The organism is Pelagovum sp. HNIBRBA483, assembly GCF_040931995.1.
Lineage (GTDB): Bacteria > Pseudomonadota > Alphaproteobacteria > Rhodobacterales > Rhodobacteraceae > JAEPMR01.
In genome coordinates this window covers 1,692,561-1,712,048 of sequence record NZ_CP162412.1, presented here as the reverse complement: position 1 = coordinate 1,712,048, position 19,488 = coordinate 1,692,561, and the positions used below count along the sequence as shown (strand labels likewise).

Sequence of the window (19,488 nt, the reverse complement as noted above, 5' to 3'; positions counted from 1 at the left end):
CAACCCTATTTGGAAAACGCAAATTGCGAGTGCTGGTGATATTGCTTACCCGGTCGCAACACCGCCTGCGGGAAGTGCGGATGATGAATGGCATCCGGCCAGCACTGCGGCTCAAGCGCGATTCCTCCATGCTTGCCCATTGCCTGCCCGTCCAGCCCCAAGGGCTGCACATCCAGCTTCGCCCCGTCGTAAACCTGAAGCCCCGCCTCGGTCGTGCGAATTTCCATCTCCACGCCCGATGCCGCGCTCGAAAGCGTCGCTACAGGGCGTATCGCTCCTGCGCGCTCGGAAAGGCAAAAGTTATGATCCAACAGCCCGCTCTCGCTGGCAACGCGCACCGATTGGCCGGAACGGAAATCAAACGGTGTTCCCGCAACGGGCGTCACTTCGCCGGTCGGGATCAGCTCCCCATCCACCGGCAAAAAGCCTTCAGCCGCCATCTGCAATTTGTGATCGAGGATCGAGGCACTGCCATCAAGGTTGAAATAGCTGTGATGCGCGAAATTACACAAGGTCGGCGCGTTGGTGGTCGCCTTGATGTCAATATCCAGCACCCCACCGTCAAGCAGCGTATAGGTCAGCTGCACCGACAGATCGCCGGGGAAGCCCATATCGCCATCGGCCATTTCAAGCGTCAGCTGGGCGCTGCGTTTGTCATAACCTCCGAGCGTCCAGTTGCGCTTGCCGCACCCCACGCTGCCGCCATGCAACTGATGTTTGCCAAGGAAGTTGGCGTCCAGCTCATAGTGCTTTCCATCCAGCTCGAACGCCGCGCCGCCAATACGGTTCGCGCAACGCCCCGCTAAGGCACCGAAATAGGGCGAATGTACTGGATAATCGTCGAACCGTGGCAGCCCCAAGACCAAGGCGGGCGCATGCCCTGCCAGCCGCAAGTCCTGCAAAACGGCACCCCATGTAATCACACTCGCTTGCAGGCCGCCGGCCTCCAGCACCACGCGATGAACATCTTCGCCGCTGGTGGTTTTTCCGAACACTTCGGTCATTAAATACGCCCCTTCAGGTCGATGGCATGTCCGGTGCGGGCGCTCTCTTCTGCCGCTTCACCGATGATCACGGCCCATAATCCGTCTTTCAGGCTCACCTCCGGCGTTCCCTTGCCGCTGCGTACCAGTTCGACAAATTTCTGATGCTGGAAGAAGGTCGAACCATGATGATCGCCTGCTTGCAGGATCGACGCATCCACTTCAACCTCAAACGTTTTCTCCCGCAAGGTCGCGCGGTCCGAAATACAGATCTCCGAATGGCGTTCCTTCTTATCGGCAGAGAAACGGGCAGGGCCGGGTACCCGCGCCTCGATTCGCGCCTTCTCGCCGGTCACGGTCAACAATTCTTGCCAATATGAGCCCTCGGCAAACATGCACAGGTCCAACATCCCCCGCGCGCCGCTCTCGAAATCCACGACAGCATAGGCATTGTCGATGATGTCCGGCTTGCGCCCTTCGTAAAGTTCTCCTTGATGGTTCACATTCATCGCGCCGGAGCAGTAAATCCGTACCGGATCGCACTCTAACACGAGGCGCATCAAGTCCCAGAAATGGCAGCATTTCTCGACCATCGTTCCGCCCGTGCGGGCCGAGAAACGGTTCCATGCATCCACCTTATCAAGGAACGGGAAGCGATGCTCACGGATCGCAAACATCTGCGGCGTGCCGATGCGCCCTGCCTTTATCTCCGCCAAAAGGCGCTGCGCGGGCGGCATGTAGCGGTATTCCATCGCCACCCAAACAGGCGCGGCGCGCCCCTCAGCCCGCTGCAGCAAATCGCGCGCATTTTCGCCGGTTGTGCAAACAGGCTTCTCACACAAGATAGGTTTGCCCGTCGGCAAAAGGTCCAGCATCGCGGCGTGATGGTGATCGTTCGGGCTTGCCACCATGTACACATCGCACAGATCGGCTGACAGCATGTCCTTATAATCGGCAAAGCCCTGCGCCTCCGGCACCAATTGTGCCGACAAACCCCGCATCCCCTCGTTGGGATCGGCATAGGCAGTCACACATGCACCGTCGATCAAAGCAATATTACGCATATGCTCCTGCGCCATCATTCCCGCGCCGACAAATCCGTATCTTATCATTTTGTTAAAGCTCCAGAACGGGCAGGCCCATCTCGGCCGCCACTGCGCAAAGGGTAGGGCGGTGCTCGCCGTAAGCCAGCGCCATATGATGCTCCAATCCGCTGTCGATCAGATCGTCCAGCACCGCAGATGCGGCACGGTCGAACCGCACAACACCCGATGTTCCGGTAAAGGATTTCGGCCTGTCCAGCATTTCGCCACCCGACAGCACCATCTTCGGCGTGCCAAAAGCCTGACTGATCCGCATGAACGTCACCCGCCCCGGTTTCAGCGGGAATTCGAAAAGCAAAGGCATCTTCCGGTTGGTATGGATCGTGGCCTCCGCCGCATCCCCTTCCGCCAGCATGGAAAGCGGCGCTTGCCCGCAATGCCACACCACGCCCGTGTTATCCGCGCTGTCCATATCCACCAGATCGGTAAGGAAAACTGCACTTCCGCAGGCTTCCTGCAAGATCATCTGCGTCAGCGCGCCATAGACATCCGCCTCACAGGCGCAAGGCACCCGCGCTTCTCCCATCAAGGAGACAGGCCCACACACCGCGCCGCCATATTCGGTAAAGGTTTCGGGCCAGCACCGGATTGCGAAGGCATCATAAGCCCCCCGCGCACGGATCGCATCCAACGCCAGCTTCAGCCGCAGCGAGCGGTCCAGCTCGGTTTGGTCAACCTCTTCCAGTCCCTGCGCGGCAACGGTTTCGCGCAGAACTGCAACATCAGCCGCATTCGCCGCGCGCCCTTCGTCAAAGAGCGCCTCCAATTCCAGCGCATCCACCTCCACGCCTGCCAGCGCCTTCAGATTCTCCGCATCATACGCGCAGGTATCAAACCCGTCCGGATGCGCCCCCAGCCGCGCGATCCGCCGCCCCGAAATCCGCGCGACCAGCGCCGCCGCCTCCGCGGAACCGTCACCAGCTGCTTTGCCTTCCAACCGGCCCGCTTCCCGCTCACCAGCCAGCAGCGCCGACAAGTCAGCGGCAATATCGCTCTTCGGGTCGGCATAGAGCCACGAAAACCGCCGCCCGTTCAGCCCTAGCGCATGGCTTGCCAGATTAAGCCCGCAGAAGGAGTTCAACCGCAACCTGCCGCCGATACGCGGCTCTGGTATTGCCCAAATCCCCATATCCATATCGAGCGCCGCCGCCGCCTCAACTGTCATTGAGGCATCGGTAAAGGTCACTTGCAGGAGCAACAGGAAGTCAATCTCCGCGGCCTTCAGCTCTGCAATCGCCGCCCGCGTCGCCGTGCCGTCAAACAACAGCCCCCGCGGGCCGATGATCTCATGCCCGCTGCCATCCAGTGCGGCGAGCATTGCGGCAAGGTTCTCCTCCGCAAAGGGGACGTCAAAGGTCGGGCGTCCCAAAGGAAGAATGCCGATTTTCATGGCTAAAACCCCGAATACTGATGCCGGAAGCTTGCATCATCCGGCAAGAACCGCGCACCACCCGCGCCATAACAGGCATGGCTTTGCCACGCTGCCGCTTGCTGGTCCGCAAGGTCAGAGATCTCCTGCATGTAGCTGCTCGCCCCATCCCGCAGGTCACGTTCGATCGCGTCCCAATCGGGGTAATGGTTGAACGCATCCAGCCAGATCGCGCGCCCCGCCAAAAAGCCCGAAGCACCCGCCGCAAAAGCATGCTCCAGCACCGCTTTGAATTCCGGCTTGCCTGCCCCTGCGGAGAGCATCACCCACGGTCTGCCCGCCAAACGGCCCATTTCGTCAAACACTGCCTGCACCGCCGCTGAACCATCCGCATCCGCCGCATTCACGGGGCTTTCGAGCTTGAACACATCCACCCCGTAATCGGGCTTCGCAAATTCTTCTACAGAGCCAAGCACGTCATCCGCCTTTTTGCCCTGCATCTCGATGTAATCTTTGGTTTGATGCGCGTCCTTCGCCAGCGGATAGACCAGCAATTCAAACAGGAAAGGGATGTCGAACTTTGCACAAGCCTCGCCAATCCGCTTCACATAATCCTGCTGCGCTTGGCAGACACTGGCATCGGCATCAGGGCGATACCACGCCAGCACCTTCACCGCGTCGCCGCCCATCCGCTTGATCTTTTCCACCGACCAATCGTCGATATTTGCCGAAAGTCGCCCGCCGTCCTGCTCTTCAAACAGCGAATCCTCCAACGTCACGATCAGCCCCTTGGTGGGGGAGAGCGCATCGATCCCGTGCGGGATCGCGTAATGCGGGTCCAAGAGCATCGCCGTGGATTGGTCCTGCAACGTCTCTACCAACAGCCGTTTGAACCGCGCCACCTGATCCCAAGGTGCCTGCTCCACGCCAAGGTGCTTGGCAATCGGCCCCTTGATCGGCGGGCGCTGATCCACTGCCGTCATTTTGAAAATTCCCCGCGCATCAGCCATTCTGCGCAGGCCCCATAGCTTTCCTGATGTCAGTTGAATGGCCCTGTCTCCTTGATGAATGCGTCGGTTTCGGCGCGTGTCGGTGTGCCGCTGCGCCCGCCGCGCCGTGTACATTTGATGGCCGATACCGCGTTGGCGAATCGTACCGCTGAAATCTCGTCCGCGCCTTCGCCGAGCCGCATGGCAAAAGCTCCGTGCCACACGTCCCCTGCGCCAAGCGTATCGACTGTCTCTACCTTGTAGGCCGGGATATGCCCGGCGCCATCTGGGCCACAGTAATTCACCCCATCCGCACCGCGCGTTACGCACACCCAGCCGCCATGTGTCGCGGCGATCTGCGTGATCGCTTCCTCTGGTGACAGGTCGGGATGAAAATGCGCCAATCCCTGCTCGGAAAAGGCCAGATGGCTCGCCGCATCAAACGGCGCGCGCTCTGCTGGTGCCTCAATATCGAGAACGCCCGGAATGCCGCGCTCTCGCGCTGTTTCCATCGCTGCAAGCGCGCCAGCGCTCCAACGAGTGTCAGCCAATATCGCGTGCGTTTCGGGGGGAGGGGCCAGATGTCCGGTGCTTTCCACCAGCCCCGCGCCGCGAAAATTCACAATCTGCCGTTCGCCTTCGCCATTCACCAAAACGGATGAAAACGAAGAAATCTCCCCCGTCCGGTCGCAATGGCTCACATTGACGCCTTCCCGCCGCAAATCGGAGAGAATCGCCTCACCAACCGAGTCGCCGCCCAACCGCGCGGCGAGCAGCGCCGTCCCGCCTAGTCGCGCAATCGCTACCGCAGCATTTGCGCCGCATCCGCCGCCAACGACAGTTGCATGCTCGGCACGGTATTTCTCTGCCCCGCTTGGGAAATCGGCCACCGTGAACACATAATCCACCACCGCAACACCCACCACATAAACGCAGGTCATTCCTGCCTCCGGCCAGCTGATGAAGCCAAAATTGGATGTTTCGCGTCGCGCACTGGTGTCTCGGTGTTCTGGGCCATGTCACCACGCATTAAACGCGAGCGCCCGAGCAGTTCCAAGCGTCCGAACCGCTACTGTGATCGTTATTTTCAGTAATTTTTCGAAACGAAAATATTATCGAAACTATGCTTCAATCACTTTTACGCGCTCTGCCTGACACATTTGTCGCAAGACTTCCGAGCAGCGCGTGTCTGTCACCATCACATCGACCTCGGCCAGTCCCGCCACCCGAACGGGTGCCATCTTATTGAACTTCGCGCTGTCCACGCACAAGATCACATTGCGCGCATGCGCGATCATGGCGCGTGCCACTGCGACTTCCGCGATGTCGTAATCCAACAATGCCCCGTCTCGCGCAATCGCCGAGGCCCCGATGATTGCAAAATCGGGCCGGAACTGGGAGAGGAACTCAATCGCATGGTGGCCGACAATAGCGCCATCCGAGGGGCGCACCCGCCCCCCGGGTACCATAACCTCGACACCGGAATAACCGCATATCTCATGGGATATTTTGACTGAATCCGTCACAACCCGCAGGCCAGTATGGCCGGAAAGCGCCCGCGCCACGGCAGCGGTCGTGGTGCCTGAATTTATCATCAGCGCCACGTTATTGGGGATCAGCGCCGCACAAGCCGCCCCGATCCGAGCCTTCTGTTCGGCGGCGATCTTCTGGCGGGCCTCATAGCCGGTATATTCGATCCCCGCCAGAAGGGATGCGCCGCCATGATAACGAACGATCTTGTTCTGACCGGCCAGTTCCGTCAGGTCACGGCGTATCGTCTGCGGTGTCCGTCCGATTGCGGTTGCGATTTCCTCAACGGATGCGCGGCCCTGATGAGTCAATAATGTCAGAATTTGCTCGTGTCGCTTCGCGTTTGACATGGGGCATCCTTTTCGTTTTTCGATTAAAACGAAAAATTTTACCCTTTGTAAAGAAAGGAACGCGCCGATTGCGCTATCGAATCTCGCTTTTCGAATGGCAAGAGTGAACGTGCGGCTTGCGCGAACGGGAAAAGTCTCACAGGATCATCCCAGACGCCGAAAAAGGGCGCGCTTTTTGGGAGGGAAGCATGAGGCTACGCCGATGCATGTGATTATCAGCCCACTAGAGCTCGTGATCACTTATGGGTTGCGGCTCGGGAGATGGATCGCAACGGGTGCGATTGCCGTGATGGTGATCGTGATCCTGATTCAGGTCTTTTTCCGGTATGTGTTGAACAACGCCCAAGCATGGCCCGATGAAGCCGCGCGCTTTTGCATGCTGTGGATGACAGGTTTCATGGCGCCGTCTGCCTATCGCTGGGGCGGTTTCGTCTCGATTGATATGTTCCGTGATATGCTCGGCCGCAGGGCAGGGTTGATCCTTAACCTCGTGATCCTTGTCATTTCCTTTGGTGTGCTGATGATCGCCATGCAACTCGGCCTCAAGCACATCAATTCCGGCTGGCTGTTCAATTCCAGCTCGCTTAAAGTTCCGTTGAACCTGATCGGCGGCGATCCGATCCGCCTGAAACTCGCTTGGATGTATATGTCCGTTTACGTCGGTTTCATTGGCATGATCATCGTGAACGTAGAAATGATCCTCAAAAACCTTCACATGCTGTTCAGCGATGTCGATTACGGCGATGTCCCTGACCAACGTGTCATGTCGGCGGAGTAACGCTATGCTCGTTTGGTTTCTTCCGCTTTTCCTCGTCTTACTACTGATCGGTATGCCGGTATTCTTCGCGATGCTGGCGTCACCCGGTATCTTGTTGCTGATCACCGATTCCACCCGCGACTGGAACTTGCTTTATCGCAATGTTTACAACGGGATGGACAGCTTTCCCCTGATGGCGATTCCGTTCTTCATGCTCGCGGGCGAGCTGATGAACCGCGGTGGCATCACCACCCGCCTTGTCCAATTCTCTCAAGCGCTGATGGGCCATCTGCGTGGCGGTTTGGCGCAGGTGAACATCCTGTCATCCATTCTTTTCGCGGGCCTTTCCGGTTCTGCCGTGGCGGATACCTCTGCGCTCGGCTCGATGCTTATCCCCGCGATGGAGAAGGAAGGCTACACCCGCCGCTTCGCCGCCGCGATCACCGCTGCATCTTCCGTCATCGGACCGATCATTCCGCCTTCGGGCATTATGATCATCTACGCCTATGTGATGGGCGAGAGCGTCGCGGCCCTGTTCCTCGGCGGCATCATCCCCGGCTTGATGGTTGGCATCGGCCTCATGGTCATGGTGCGGCTGCTGGCCGATAAATATGAACTGCCCGCCGCGAAAAAGGTCGAGCTGGATGATACCCCGCTCAAGGCGCCGGAATACTGGCTAAGCTTCGTGCTCGCGCGGCTCAACCTCGGCGGTTTTGTTTATCTGGTCTGGCCGCTGGCAGAGGAAGCAAGCACCACGAGCCGTTGGGCCGTGTTCCTCGGCGCTCTGATCGTGGCCCATTTCGCCCTGATCGCCTTGCGCCGTGTTGTCTCGCCTGCGTTCCGTCTCACCGGCAAGCGGGCGGTCCTGCCGCTGCAAACGCCGGTTCTGATCCTCGGCGGCATCTTGGGCGGCGTATTCACCCCGACCGAGGCTTCCGCCGTTGCCGTCGGCTACGCGTTCGTCATCTCGCTCTTCGTTCTGCGCACGATGAAGCTCAAAGACTTCCCCGCCGTACTGTCTCGCGCGGCGATGACAAGCGCGGTTGTGCTGCTGCTCGTGGGCGCCGCGATGGCGTTCAAGGCGGTCGTAGGCCTGTCGCACCTGCCTGAGACGCTGGCGGAATGGGTGATCTCGCTCACTGACAACCCGTTGATCTTGCTGTTCCTGATTAACATCCTGTTGTTCATCATCGGCATGTTCCTTGATGCTGGGCCTGCGATCATCATCCTCGGACCGATCCTCGCGCCGATCTTTATCGAGCTGGGCGTTCATCCCGTCCATTTCGCGATCATCATGAGCGTCAACCTTACGGTGGGACTGGCAACCCCACCAATGGGGCTGATCTTATTCGTGGCCAGTGCGGTCAGCGGCGAAAAGGTGGAAACCATCGCCAAGACCATTCTACCGTTCTTGGCCATCGAAATCGTCGTGATCTTTATGATCACCTACATTCCGGCATTGTCCTTGGCAGTGCCCGAGTTCTTCGGGTTCCTGAAATAGCCCGAAAACACCTACTGAAGAATCCAAAGGGAGGAAAATATGATTAAAAAACTTATGACAACACTGGCCGCGACAGCGATTGCCCTTCCGGCATTCGCAGCGGACTATAACCTGCGCGCCGTCGTCGGCTCGAACGTCAACGACGAAGACTACGACGGCATCGTGGTGTTCAAAGATTTCGTCGAAGCCGCGTCCAACGGCGCGATCGAGGTTGAAATCTTCGCTGGCACCTCGCTCTGCGCCAACGGTGCTGAGTGTCTGCAAGGTATCGCTGACGGCTCGCTTGATGTGTATATCTCCACCTCCGGCGGTGCTGCGGGCATCTTCCCCTATGTGCAGATCTTCGATCTTCCGTACCTGCTGCGTGACGACCGCGTGGCCGAGGAAGTTCTGCGCGGCGAATTCGTCAACCTCCTCCGCCAGAAGGCGCTTGAGGATTCCGGCGGCACCATCCGCCTGATGACCATCGGCAACACCGGCGGCTGGCGCAACTTCGCCAACACCCAGCGTGTTGTGCAAACCCCAGACGATCTAGCTGGCATGAAGATCCGCACCGTTGTGGCTGACCTGCCGCAGGAACTGGTTCGCGCCCTCGGCGCATCGCCGACCCCGATCCCGTGGCCCGAACTGTTCACCTCGCTCCAGACCGGCGTTGTTGAGGGTTCCAAGAACGGCATCACTGACATCATGGGCATGAAGTTCCCCGATGCGGGCCTCCAGTACGTCACCCTCGACGGTCACGCCTACATGGGCGCCCTGTGGTGGATGAACAACGAATCCTACATGGGCCTGCCGGAAGGTCTGCGCCGTGTCGTGGCCGATGGCTTCTATGCACTCCAGCAGGCAACTTTCGCCTCGCCGAAGCGTAAGTCCATCCAAGCCTATCAGGACTTTGTCGCTGGCGGCGGTAGCCTCTACGTCCCGACACCTGAAGAAAAGCAGATGTTCCGTGACGCTGCGGCTCCTGTTTATGACTGGTTCAAAGCCAATGTTGACGGTGGCGAAGAAGTGTTTGACGCAATGGTTGCAGCCGCAGCCGCAGCCGAAGCCGAGATCGACGCTCTGAACGATCTCTCCGCCAACTAAGCGCGGTCGCGTTGAAAAGAGAAAGCCCCGGCAGTGACCGGGGCTTTTTTATTGGGCGTTTGCCTCGCCCCAAGTGATGACCTCAACGCCGCGTTTTTCAAGAAAGCTGGCGGAGGCGGCCGCACTGAAAAAATCATATTCCTTGCGCCGTGGTCGGGTGTGGTGCGGCGCGAAAGCATCCATGCCCTCGGCAGTATCGGCATGCATCCCGTAATAGACCATCCCGTCGCCGCTTTCCGAAAGCAGCCCTTCCAGATGCGCTTCAAACGGCATGTCTTCGGGGCAGAAACCGATCATGAACCGATCAAATACCGGCCAACCGCGCCGCTTCGCCTCTGCCGCAACTTCCGAAAGGAAGCCCGCATCCACACCTTGCATACGCACCGCATTTGAGAGCGGGCCGAGATCGGCACAAGCCAGCACTGGAATGTTATAGCGCGATCCGGCATCCATCAGCGACCAGACGAATTCCGGCAGCAAAGCCGTTCCCATATGCGCATCCAGATGCGTAGGGCGGAACCCATCTGCCAGTGTCCGTTCCACCTGTGCCAACATCTCGTCTGCCACCGCAATCGGGTCGGCCTCGGCCACCACTTGCTCTGGCCTGTGGTGCATGAACCCGTCCGCATCGGCCAAGCCGCCACGCGCCCCGAGCATCGGCCTCCAGCGATAAGCACTCCATTCCGATGTCAGCGTGATATGCACGCCCATGTCCTGCGTCGGATTTTCGCGCCAATCGTCCCGCGCCAGCGGATACCAAGGGCAGGGGACCATGACCGATGCCGAACGCACCGTTCCTGCCGCCCGCAGTGCTTGCCACGCGACCACCGATCCATGCGTGCATCCAACGTCATCAAGATGCGCGAGAAGTTTCATGCCAGCCTCGGTTCGGGCGCGTCCAGAACATGCTCCACCACATGTAAGCTCCAGTCAGCATGGGTCTGCACCAACGATGCCGGAAAATCTGCCGTAATTGGCCCCGCCGCCAAACGCCTGATCGCCGCCGACTGCCATTCACGGTTCATGAACAGGCGCAGCTTTCGCGCGCCGAGGATTTCCCGCATACCGATCGTCACCGCCATTCGCGGAATCCGCGCCACATTGCCCCTCGCTGCCGTCACCGCATTGATCAGCCGTGTTTCCGGCAAAAGCGGTACGATCCGCGTCGGCAAATCAGCAAAATAGGCCGCATCAACGGCGCCGGTCATCGGTTCGTTAAATGCCAGATGCCCCGTGATCCCGACCCCTGCATAGCAGACATCGATCCCCCCCACATCCGCGATCAACCGCCCCACAGCGCCAAGGTCATGCGGATCGGGGACGACAAGGGCAGGGCGCATATCATCAGGCAGCTTATCCAGCAAATTTCGCCACATATGCGCACGGAAGCTCAACGGATCATCCTCAGAGATCCACGCGCCGCTATCGGTCAGATATTCATCCATTACGAATAGCGTCAGCCGGTCGAGCGACACATCACGTTCAACGCAGAGCGCGGCCAGTTGCCCATATTGTCCAACAGGTCCGACAGGGACGATCATCGCCACCTGTTCGCGGCCCGTCGCCAATGCCGCCAGATAATCCTCTAGGATTTTTTCGGCCATATTGGCGATCATGTCCTCATTGCTCTGATAAATCCGCGCCCGTTCCCGCAGACGAACAGAGAGATCCGCCCGCGACAACTGCAGCGCCGCGCGGGTGGTCGGGTCAAGATCCTGATACATCGTGGCGTTTCGCGCGTTGCTCATCGAATGGCCCCCTTTTTTCCTGATAGTAGGCATGTGGCGCCATTCCCCGCAATGCCTGGAACACACGAAAGAACTGCGCGTAGGAGCCAAACCCCGCTTCCAGCGCCGCATCGGTCAAGTTTCGTGCGGTTTTGCCTTCTGCAATCCGGTCAACGGCCTCCAATCGGGCGCGATTACGGAACTTAACAAGGCTTTCCCCCATCTGCGCGCGAAACAGCCGCCCAAGTGTCTCGGCGCGTATGCCTGATCTTTCAGCCAGCGCCGCGGCGCCCAAAGTCAGGTCCGCTTTCAGTGCCAGCACGGCACTTTCTACGGCGGGGTGAAGATGCGCCCCGCTCTCTGTATCTGCCTTGCACCAAAGCGCCCAGGCCCGCGCCAACCAATAGCGCAGCCCGTCACACCGTACCGCGTCTCCCGCCGTTTCGGTCAAGCCTTGTGCCATTTGTTCCAACTCTGCACAGCCAGCCTCGCCAATACGGCGCGGCCCTTGCCCAAACCCTTCCGGCACCGCGAAAGGCGGAAGCCCCTCCGCCGCCAACGCCGGCTCGGATGCGAGGACAACCCACATGTCAAAGTTTCGCGTTTCCGACAGCAACACATGCGCCTGTCCGGCATGAGCGAAGAGCAGCGAGCCCCGTTCAACGCCCACCACTTGCCCATCAATCAGGTAGTTCATCCGTCCCCGAATCCCCAACAGAACCACCAGCAGGTCATGGCTTTCGGGCCGCGCGGCAAAACGGCGTCGCGTGCTCCGCCGCCAGTGCTTCAGCGGATGTCCTTCGAGAAGGGGATGGTCAGTTCCCATATCAAATTATGAGAAGTTCTGCGCGAAAAACGCAAGGATTATTAGCCTTAACCGCCATTAATGTAATCCAAAGGATACTTCGCAAGGACCAACCACCATGCACCAGACACGGGACGACTTCACCGCAACCGGCTACACCGTCAGCCCTGTTTCGCTCACAATGGCCGAGCTGGATCTCATGCGTCATGTGTGTGAAACCCTGCTTGCCGAGCCTGCCGAGGATGGTGGCGAGGGCAAACACACCATCGGGCTGGGGCAGCGCCGCCGCTTTCTGGCCCACCGCCACGAAGAGTTCCCCGAACTCGAAGAATGCCTCCTGCGCGGAACGCCCGCCCGCATCGCGGCGGAGCTTCTGGGCGGCAGTGCCTATCTCTTCAACGAACAATTCGTCGTCAAGGGCGCGCGCAAGGGGGCCAGTTTCGCATGGCATCAGGATGGCGCCTATGTCGGCTTCGATCACAAACCCTATGTCACCATCTGGATTGCGCTCGACGAAGCCACCGTCGCCAATGGCTGCGTTTTAATCCTCCCGCGTGATCTGCGTACCGAAGGGCACCTCGATCCGCATAAATGGCAGGATGAGACGAACGAACTGAACGGCTATTTCGGCGATGAACCGGGCATTCCTGTTGAATGTCCCGCCGGTTCGGTCGTGGCCTTTTCCAGTCTGACCTTACACCGCTCCGGCGAAAACACCACCGATGCACCCCGCCGCGCCTTCATCGCGCAATACTCGCCAGAGGTCATCATTGACCCGGCCACCGGCGCCCCAAAGCGCTATGCCAAGCCCGTCGGGTAGGGGTCAGCGGAACGGGTACATCCAGCCCTGATAGTCCTTCACCAACACATGCGCGCGGTCGATCTCTTCTTTCGTCATTTTCTTAATGACTTCTTCCTGACTGATCGCCGCATCCACGTCCCCGCCCATCGCCGACAGCACATACCACATATATGCCCGCACCAAATCGGGCGACGGCATGCCGAGGCCAACCTCATAATACCAGCCCACGCCCGATTGCGCCCCGGGATGGCCCTTCATGGCTGAACGTAAGTACCATTCAAACGCCCGTTCCTGATCCTTTTCAACGCCCAAACCAAGCGCATACATCACGCCGATCAGCTCTTCCGCATCGGCATTCCCAGCGCGGGCGAGGGGCAGCATCGCCTCCATCGCCGCCTCGTATTGATCGCTCTCCATTAAATCACGCGCCTCTTCTAAAGCACTATTGGAAAACGCAAAATTAGGCGCAATACTCAGCGCCATGATACAGGCTGCCCGTTTCAAAACTTGCACGTTCATCGCTTGCGGTGTCCTCCTTGGCGCGTCTGTTTCCCACGCGGATCAGCCCTCTGGCCTTGAACTTCCTGCGCCGATTTCCGCCTCGGATTTTCGTCCGTTCGATGAAAAGCGCGCAGCCCTCGGCCAGCTATTGTTTTATGATAAGATATTGTCAGGCAACCGCAATATCGCCTGTTCGACCTGTCATGCCGTGGCGCATGGCACATCTGATGGCCTGTCGCTCGGAATCGGGGAAGGGGGCGTCGGCCTCGGCCCCGAACGGCGCGTGGTGTCCGGCCCAGATCACCCGTTCAAGCGCGTCCCGCGCAACGCCACATCACTGTTCAATCTCGGCCACCGTTCGATTGATATCATGTTCCATGACGGGCGCGTATCGGCCGATGACAGCTACGGCGTTGGTTTCAATTCTCCGGTCGAGGAATGGCTGCCCGAAGGCTTGCAAAGCGTCGTCGCGGCGCAAGCGCTCATGCCTGTGATTTCCAAGGTCGAAATGGCCGGCCAAACCGATGAAAACGAGCTCGCCGCCGCCATCAACCGCCGCATTGATCAGGCGTGGCCCGCGATCGTGGCCCGCATTCTGGCGGTGCCGGAGTATGTCGATCTGTTCATGGAAGCCTATTCCGAGCTGTCTGACGCCCGCGACATCTCGCCAGTTCACATCGCAAATGCCCTCGACGATTTCCAAAACGCCGAATGGCGCAGCTTCTCAAGCCCGTTTGATGCCTATCTCGCAGGCGATGAGAGCGCTTTGAGCGACGATGCGCGGGCAGGGATGGCGCTGTTCTACGGTGATGCTGGCTGCGCCGACTGTCACAGCGGCCCATTGCTGACCGATCAGGATTTCCACGCCCTGACGCTGCCGCCACTTGGCCCGGGCCGCAATCGGCGTTTTGAGCATATTGCGCGCGATGTCGGGCGCATGTCTGAATCTGATCTCCTTGAGGACGCATACCGTTTCCGCACGCCATCCTTGCGCAACGTCGCGATGACGGGGCCTTGGGGGCACAACGGCACTTTCGCAACGCTTGAGGGCATCGTCCGCCATCATCTTGATCCACAAAAGAGCTTCGATGAATGGGATCGGGGGCAGGTGGTCCTCACACCCGCGCCGGAGCTGGAGTTCGTCGATTTCGTGATCTGGGAAGACAGCCGCGAAATGCCACGTCAACGCGCTGCGCAAGATATCGTGCCGGTCGCGCTTTCGGATGCACAAGTGGGCGAGATCGTCGCGTTCCTCGATGCGCTGACAGATTGCGACGCGCTCTCAGGGCGGTTCGGGATACCGGTATCTGTGCCCAGCGGGTTGTCAATCGATGCCAGCGCCGAGATGCCAGAGCTGTGCAAACCATAGGCAGGGTACCCTAAATCCCCATATCCGTAATTCGCATAATATGTATTATGTTAAATATTGTATTGCCGTGGATATGCATTCAGCCAAGCGGTACCGCCTATATAGGCGATAGCATTTCATTAAATTGCATTCTAAATCATAAGCTTACAGTGGATTTCTCACGCAGCGCCCTAGATCAACCGATCCCCGGGATCCACAGTGCCGCGTAAAGCAGACCCATCAATGAGGCCGCACCAGCGAAATCACCCAGCAGCGTTGATTTCGAACGGAAAATCGCTCGTTTGATGTCTTTAGCCATGGGTCTACCTCCTCATCTGTTCTCATTATGTTCCACAAATTTGAGAACAAGTAAAGAACAAATGAGAACAAAAGAAGTAAACCCTAACCAACTCCAATCAGCTGAATGGCCTTGTCCTGCTCCATAAGCCATAAAAGAAGGCGCATCGCCTGCCCGCGCGGGCTCGCAAGGTCCGGATCTTTTTCCAAGAACGCGCGCGCATCCGTTTGCGCGATCCGCATTAAGTCCGGTTGCCGCTCGATATCCGCGATCCTGAAACGCGGCAGACCCGATTGCGCGGTGCCAATCATATCACCCGCACCGCGCATGCTCAGATCTTCTTCCGCGATTTTGAAGCCGTCCTCGGTTTCCCGCAGAATTTCCAGTCGCCGTTGCTCCGTCTCGCTCAGCGGCGCTTCATACATCAGCAGGCAGGTCGAGGCGTCCGATCCGCGCCCGACGCGCCCGCGCAACTGGTGTAGCTGCGCCAGCCCGAAATTTTCCGCATGTTCGATCACCATGATCGACGCATTTGGCACGTTCACACCAACCTCAATCACCGTCGTCGCGACCAGCACCTTCGTCTCACCAGCAACAAACCTTGCCATTGCGGCGTCTTTCTCCGCCGGAGGCATTTGCCCATGAACCAGCCCCACAACGCCTTCGCCCAATGCCGCCCGCAACCGTTTGAAGCGCTCCTCGGCGGCGGTCATTTCGACGACCTCGCTTTCCTCCACTAGCGGGCAAACCCAATAGGCTTGCCGCCCATCTGCAATCGCCTTTTGCAGGTGCGAGACGACCTCTTCCATCCGTCCTTTTGATACCAGCGCGGTTTTCACTGGCGTTCGTCCGGGTGGTTTTTCGTCCAGCACCGTCACATCCATATCGCCATATTGCGCCAGCGCGAGGCTCCGCGGGATCGGCGTCGCTGTCATCACCAGCACATCCACCGCCTGCCCCTTGGCCCCCAGCGCCATGCGCTGCGCCACGCCAAAGCGGTGCTGCTCGTCAATGATCGCGAGCCTCAGGTCGGCAAAATGCACATCATCCTGAAACACCGCATGCGTACCGACCAGAATGTGAATGTCACCCGCCGCCAGCGCCGCGAGTTTCTCGGCCCGCTCACGGCCCTTGTCGCGGCCCGTCAGCAATTCGATCCGCACACCGGCCTCTGCCGCCAAAGGCGCCAGCCCGTCATAGTGCTGCCGCGCCAAAATCTCCGTCGGCGCCATCATCACGCCCTGCCCGCCGGCCTCTACCACCGTCAGCAGCGCCACCAGCGCCACCAGTGTTTTCCCCGCGCCCACATCGCCTTGCAGCAGGCGGTTCATGCGAAATTCATCCGCCAGATCGGCGGCGATCTCGGCAAATGCCCGCGTCTGCGCACCTGTCGGCGCATAGGGCAGCGCCTTGATCACGGCTTGCGTCAACCGCCCCGTTCCCTGGGAGGCGCGCCCTGCCCGCCGTCGCGCCTTTCGTCGCGCCAGCGCCAGCGTCATTTGATGCGCCAGCAACTCGTCATAAGCCAGCCGTTGCCGCGCCGGATGCGTGAGCGACAGCCCGCCCGCATCTTCCGGCGCATGTAACTGCGCCAATGCCTCGCGCCATGCAGGCCAGCCTTGCCGCGCCAGCAGCGTCGGGTCCGCCCACTCCGCCAGTTCCGGCGCCATCGCCAGCGCTGACCGCGTCGCTTTCCACATCGCTTTTTGGGTGATGCCCGCATGCAGCGGGTAGACCGGCTCGAATGTCGGGATCGTGTCGATCTTCTCCTCGAGCAGCATGTAATCCGGATGCACCATCTGGAACACCCCGTCGAAGCTCTCGACCTTACCCGAAACAACCCGCCGCCCACCTTCCGGCAGTTGCTTTTTGAGGTAGTCGCCGCGTGCATGAAAGAACACCAATTGGAACTGCGTCGCCGCATCGCGCACCGCCACCCGATAGGGCCGCCCCTTGGCGCGCGGTGGGTAATGCGCCTCGACCGTGACAACCACCGTCACCGTGACGGGCGGCGTGACATCGGCAACGCTCTGGCGCTTGCTGCGGTCAATCGCGTTATGCGGCAGAGTCATCAGGATGTCGCGCGGCTTGGTGACGCCTGCTTTTTCAAGGATTTGCGCCGTCTTCGGGCCGATCCCGTCCAGCGTCTCCACCGCCCCGAAAAGCGGGAAAAGGGCTTCCGGCCGCCCGCTCATTGGCCGTCGATCAAGGCCAGCCACGCATCCTCGTCGATCAGTTCGACACCCAGATCCTCGGCCTTTTTCGCTTTTGACCCCGCGCCTGGCCCCGCGATCACCAGATCGGTCTTCGCGCTGACCGAACCTGCGACCTTTGCACCGAGCGCCTCGGCGCGGGCCTTCGCTTCGGCGCGGGTCATCTTTTCGAGCGTGCCGGTGAACACCACTGTCAGCCCCGCGACGGGGCTACCGTCCGTGTTCCGCGCTTCCGCGTCTTGGATGTCCAGTTCCGCAACCAGCCGATCAATGACCGCGCGTTCCGCCTCTTGCCGGAAAGCCGTCACCAGCGATGTCGCCATCACCGCGCCAACCCCGTCGATGCTGATCAGCTCCTCCCACTCGGCCCCTGCCCCGATCTCGATTTGGTCCAGCGCCGCGGCAAAAGCTGTCCACGAGCTGTAGTGATTGGCCAATAAGTTCGCGGCATTTTCCCCCACATGGCGGATGCCAAGCGCAAAGATCACCCGCGCCAGTGGGATGCGGCGCTTTTCGTCAATCGCCGCAAAGAGATTGGCCGTGCTTTTTTCGCCAAATCGGTCGCGGTTGCGCAGCTTGGCGAGGTTCTTTGCGTCACGGGCCTCCAGCGTGAAAATATCCGCCGGTTCGCGGATCGGCAGGCTCTCGTCATGAAAGAACATCTCGATCTGCCGCGCGCCGAGGCCATCAATATCAAAAGCCGTTCGTCCCACGAAATGCTTCAGTTTTTCAATGGCTTGCGCAGGACATGCCATCCCGCCCGTACAGCGGCGCACCGAATCTCCCGGCTCGCGGATCGCCTCTGATCCGCATTCAGGGCAGGTTTCGGGGAAGCTGTACGGCGCGGCATCTGCTGGCCTTTGGCTTAGGTCCACATCCTTGATTTTCGGGATCACGTCCCCCGCACGGTAGACCTGCACCCAGTCGCCTATGCGTATGTCGCGCCCGTCGCGGATCGGTGCGCCGGTACTGTCCATCCCTGCGATGTAATCCTCGTTGTGTAGCGTCGCATTGCTGACCACGACCCCGCCAACGGTCACGGGTGACAGCCGCGCCACGGGCGATAGCGCGCCGGTTCTGCCCACCTGAATGTCAATCGCATCAAGCCGCGTCCACGCCAGTTCGGCGGGGAATTTATGCGCAATCGCCCAGCGCGGCGTTGTTGAACGGAAGCCGAGCCGCCCCTGCAACGCCAGAACATCGACCTTGTAGACCACCCCGTCGATATCGTAGCCGAGCGTTGCGCGCTGTTGTTCGATCTCTCCGTAATGCGCGAGGAGTTCCATCGGCCCTTCGCAGCGCTTTGTCAGCGGATTGGTGCGCAAGCCCATCGCCGCCAGCCGCGCAATCGCGCCTGATTGTGTATCGGCGAGCGGTGCGGAAAGCGCCCCCCACGCATAAGCGAAGAAGCTTAAGGGCCGCGCACGGGTGATCTCAGGGTCAAGTTGGCGCAAAGATCCGGCAGCGGCGTTGCGCGGGTTCGCAAAGGTCTTGCCGCCTTGGGCGGCATGGCGGGTGTTGAGCGCCTCGAAATCGGCGTGGCTCATGAACACCTCGCCGCGCACCTCCAGCAGTTCCGGCGCGCCTTCGATCTTTTGAGGGATATCCGCGATGGTGCGGGCATTCTCGGTGACGTTTTCGCCCTCGCTGCCGTCGCCGCGCGTGGCGGCTTGCACCAATGTGCCGTTCTCATAGCGCAACGACAGCGACAGCCCGTCAATTTTTGGCTCGGCGGTATAGGTGAGCGGCGCGTCATCAGCGAGGTTGAGGTAGCGGCGGATGCGGGCATCGAAATCGGTGATATCCTCATCGTCAAACGCATTGGCGAGCGACAGCATCCGCACCGCATGGCGCACCTTGCCAAATCCCTCCGCCAGTGGGGCACCCACCTGCTCGCTGGGGCTGTCGGCGCGTTTAAGCTTGGGGAAGCGGGCTTCCAACGCCGCGTTTCTGGCCTTCAGCGCGTCATAGGCGGCATCGCTGATTTCCGGCGCATCATCGCGGTGATAGGCAAGGTTGGCGGCGCCGAGCTTTTCGGCCAGTTCCGCAAGTTCCTGCGCGGCCTCTGCCTCCGTCAGCGTTTCAACGGCTTTTTCGTGATCCTCGCCTGTTTGCGCCACCGTATC

18 protein-coding genes are annotated in these 19,488 nt (G+C 59.9%); 5 read left to right on the top strand and 13 right to left on the bottom strand.

Features of this window, described 5'->3' with window-relative positions; all coding sequences use genetic code 11:
* Positions 1-5: 5 nt before the first annotated feature.
* The 6 genes from AB1E42_RS08490 to AB1E42_RS08465 form a co-directional block, all read right to left on the bottom strand.
* Entirely contained in the window at positions 6-1,004 is a 999-nt protein-coding gene (locus AB1E42_RS08490) for an aldose epimerase family protein (RefSeq protein ID WP_368343816.1), read from the bottom strand.
* On the bottom strand, positions 1,004-2,095 hold the full coding sequence (locus AB1E42_RS08485; protein WP_368343815.1) for a Gfo/Idh/MocA family protein: 1,092 nt from the start codon (positions 2,093-2,095) through the stop codon (positions 1,004-1,006). Before AB1E42_RS08485 ends, AB1E42_RS08490 begins: the two co-directional genes overlap by 1 nt.
* Before the next feature lie 4 nt (positions 2,096-2,099).
* Complete coding sequence (locus AB1E42_RS08480) at positions 2,100-3,476, bottom strand: L-fucose/L-arabinose isomerase family protein (RefSeq protein ID WP_368343814.1); 1,377 nt, start codon at positions 3,474-3,476, stop codon at positions 2,100-2,102.
* A gap of 2 nt (positions 3,477-3,478) precedes the next feature.
* On the bottom strand, positions 3,479-4,465 hold the full coding sequence (locus tag AB1E42_RS08475) for a tagatose 1,6-diphosphate aldolase (RefSeq protein ID WP_368343813.1): 987 nt from the start codon (positions 4,463-4,465) through the stop codon (positions 3,479-3,481).
* Positions 4,466-4,494: 29 nt separating this feature from the next.
* A complete protein-coding gene (locus AB1E42_RS08470; protein WP_368343812.1) occupies positions 4,495-5,385 on the bottom strand; it encodes a PfkB family carbohydrate kinase in 891 nt (296 codons plus the stop codon).
* Between the two features lie 180 nt (positions 5,386-5,565).
* Entirely contained in the window at positions 5,566-6,324 is a 759-nt protein-coding gene (locus AB1E42_RS08465; protein WP_368343811.1) for a DeoR/GlpR family DNA-binding transcription regulator, read from the bottom strand.
* 202 nt (positions 6,325-6,526) lie between these two features.
* On the opposite strand from AB1E42_RS08465, the gene AB1E42_RS08460 reads away from it, so the two are divergent.
* The 3 genes from AB1E42_RS08460 to dctP are packed head-to-tail and all read left to right on the top strand — an operon-like array spanning position 6,527 to position 9,668.
* Positions 6,527-7,102 carry a TRAP transporter small permease gene (locus AB1E42_RS08460; RefSeq protein WP_368343810.1) on the top strand — a complete coding sequence of 192 codons (576 nt, stop codon included), beginning with the start codon at positions 6,527-6,529 and terminating at the stop codon, positions 7,100-7,102.
* 4 nt (positions 7,103-7,106) lie between these two features.
* Positions 7,107-8,582: a TRAP transporter large permease gene (locus AB1E42_RS08455; RefSeq protein ID WP_368343809.1), complete on the top strand. Its 1,476-nt coding sequence runs from the start codon at positions 7,107-7,109 to the stop codon at positions 8,580-8,582.
* Positions 8,583-8,621: 39 nt separating this feature from the next.
* Complete coding sequence (gene dctP, locus AB1E42_RS08450; protein WP_368343808.1) at positions 8,622-9,668, top strand: TRAP transporter substrate-binding protein DctP; 1,047 nt, start codon at positions 8,622-8,624, stop codon at positions 9,666-9,668.
* Positions 9,669-9,716: 48 nt separating this feature from the next.
* Here dctP and AB1E42_RS08445 read toward each other — a convergent pair whose 3' ends face one another.
* The 3 genes from AB1E42_RS08445 to AB1E42_RS08435 are packed head-to-tail and all read right to left on the bottom strand — an operon-like array spanning position 9,717 to position 12,221.
* Positions 9,717-10,544: a ChbG/HpnK family deacetylase gene (locus AB1E42_RS08445; protein ID WP_368343807.1), complete on the bottom strand. Its 828-nt coding sequence runs from the start codon at positions 10,542-10,544 to the stop codon at positions 9,717-9,719.
* Entirely contained in the window at positions 10,541-11,416 is an 876-nt protein-coding gene (locus AB1E42_RS08440; protein ID WP_368343806.1) for a hypothetical protein, read from the bottom strand. Before AB1E42_RS08440 ends, AB1E42_RS08445 begins: the two co-directional genes overlap by 4 nt.
* On the bottom strand, positions 11,376-12,221 hold the full coding sequence (locus AB1E42_RS08435; protein WP_368343805.1) for a helix-turn-helix domain-containing protein: 846 nt from the start codon (positions 12,219-12,221) through the stop codon (positions 11,376-11,378). Before AB1E42_RS08435 ends, AB1E42_RS08440 begins: the two co-directional genes overlap by 41 nt.
* A gap of 97 nt (positions 12,222-12,318) precedes the next feature.
* On the opposite strand from AB1E42_RS08435, the gene AB1E42_RS08430 reads away from it, so the two are divergent.
* Positions 12,319-13,020 (top strand): phytanoyl-CoA dioxygenase family protein, encoded by a 702-nt coding sequence (locus AB1E42_RS08430; RefSeq protein ID WP_368343804.1) that lies wholly within the window; start codon positions 12,319-12,321, stop codon positions 13,018-13,020.
* Positions 13,021-13,023: 3 nt separating this feature from the next.
* On the opposite strand, the gene AB1E42_RS08425 is transcribed toward AB1E42_RS08430, so the two are convergent.
* Entirely contained in the window at positions 13,024-13,485 is a 462-nt protein-coding gene (locus AB1E42_RS08425) for a tetratricopeptide repeat protein (RefSeq protein WP_368343803.1), read from the bottom strand.
* On the opposite strand from AB1E42_RS08425, the gene AB1E42_RS08420 reads away from it, so the two are divergent.
* The gene (locus AB1E42_RS08420) at positions 13,484-14,872 is read left to right on the top strand and encodes a cytochrome-c peroxidase (protein WP_368343802.1); all 1,389 of its coding nucleotides are present in this window, start codon (positions 13,484-13,486) and stop codon (positions 14,870-14,872) included. The genes AB1E42_RS08425 and AB1E42_RS08420 overlap by 2 nt on opposite strands.
* Positions 14,873-15,047: 175 nt before the next feature.
* Here the strand turns inward: AB1E42_RS08420 and AB1E42_RS08415 are convergent, their stop codons facing one another.
* The 3 genes from AB1E42_RS08415 to ligA all read right to left on the bottom strand — a co-directional run bounded on the left by AB1E42_RS08415 (position 15,048) and on the right by ligA (position 19,482).
* A complete protein-coding gene (locus AB1E42_RS08415; RefSeq protein WP_368343801.1) occupies positions 15,048-15,170 on the bottom strand; it encodes a hypothetical protein in 123 nt (40 codons plus the stop codon).
* An 83-nt stretch (positions 15,171-15,253) separates the two neighbouring features.
* A complete protein-coding gene (recG, locus tag AB1E42_RS08410; protein WP_368346396.1) occupies positions 15,254-17,344 on the bottom strand; it encodes an ATP-dependent DNA helicase RecG in 2,091 nt (696 codons plus the stop codon).
* Positions 17,341-19,482 (bottom strand): NAD-dependent DNA ligase LigA, encoded by a 2,142-nt coding sequence (gene ligA, locus AB1E42_RS08405; protein WP_368346395.1) that lies wholly within the window; start codon positions 19,480-19,482, stop codon positions 17,341-17,343. The genes recG and ligA overlap by 4 nt, the downstream gene beginning before the upstream one ends.
* Positions 19,483-19,488 lie beyond the last annotated feature (6 nt).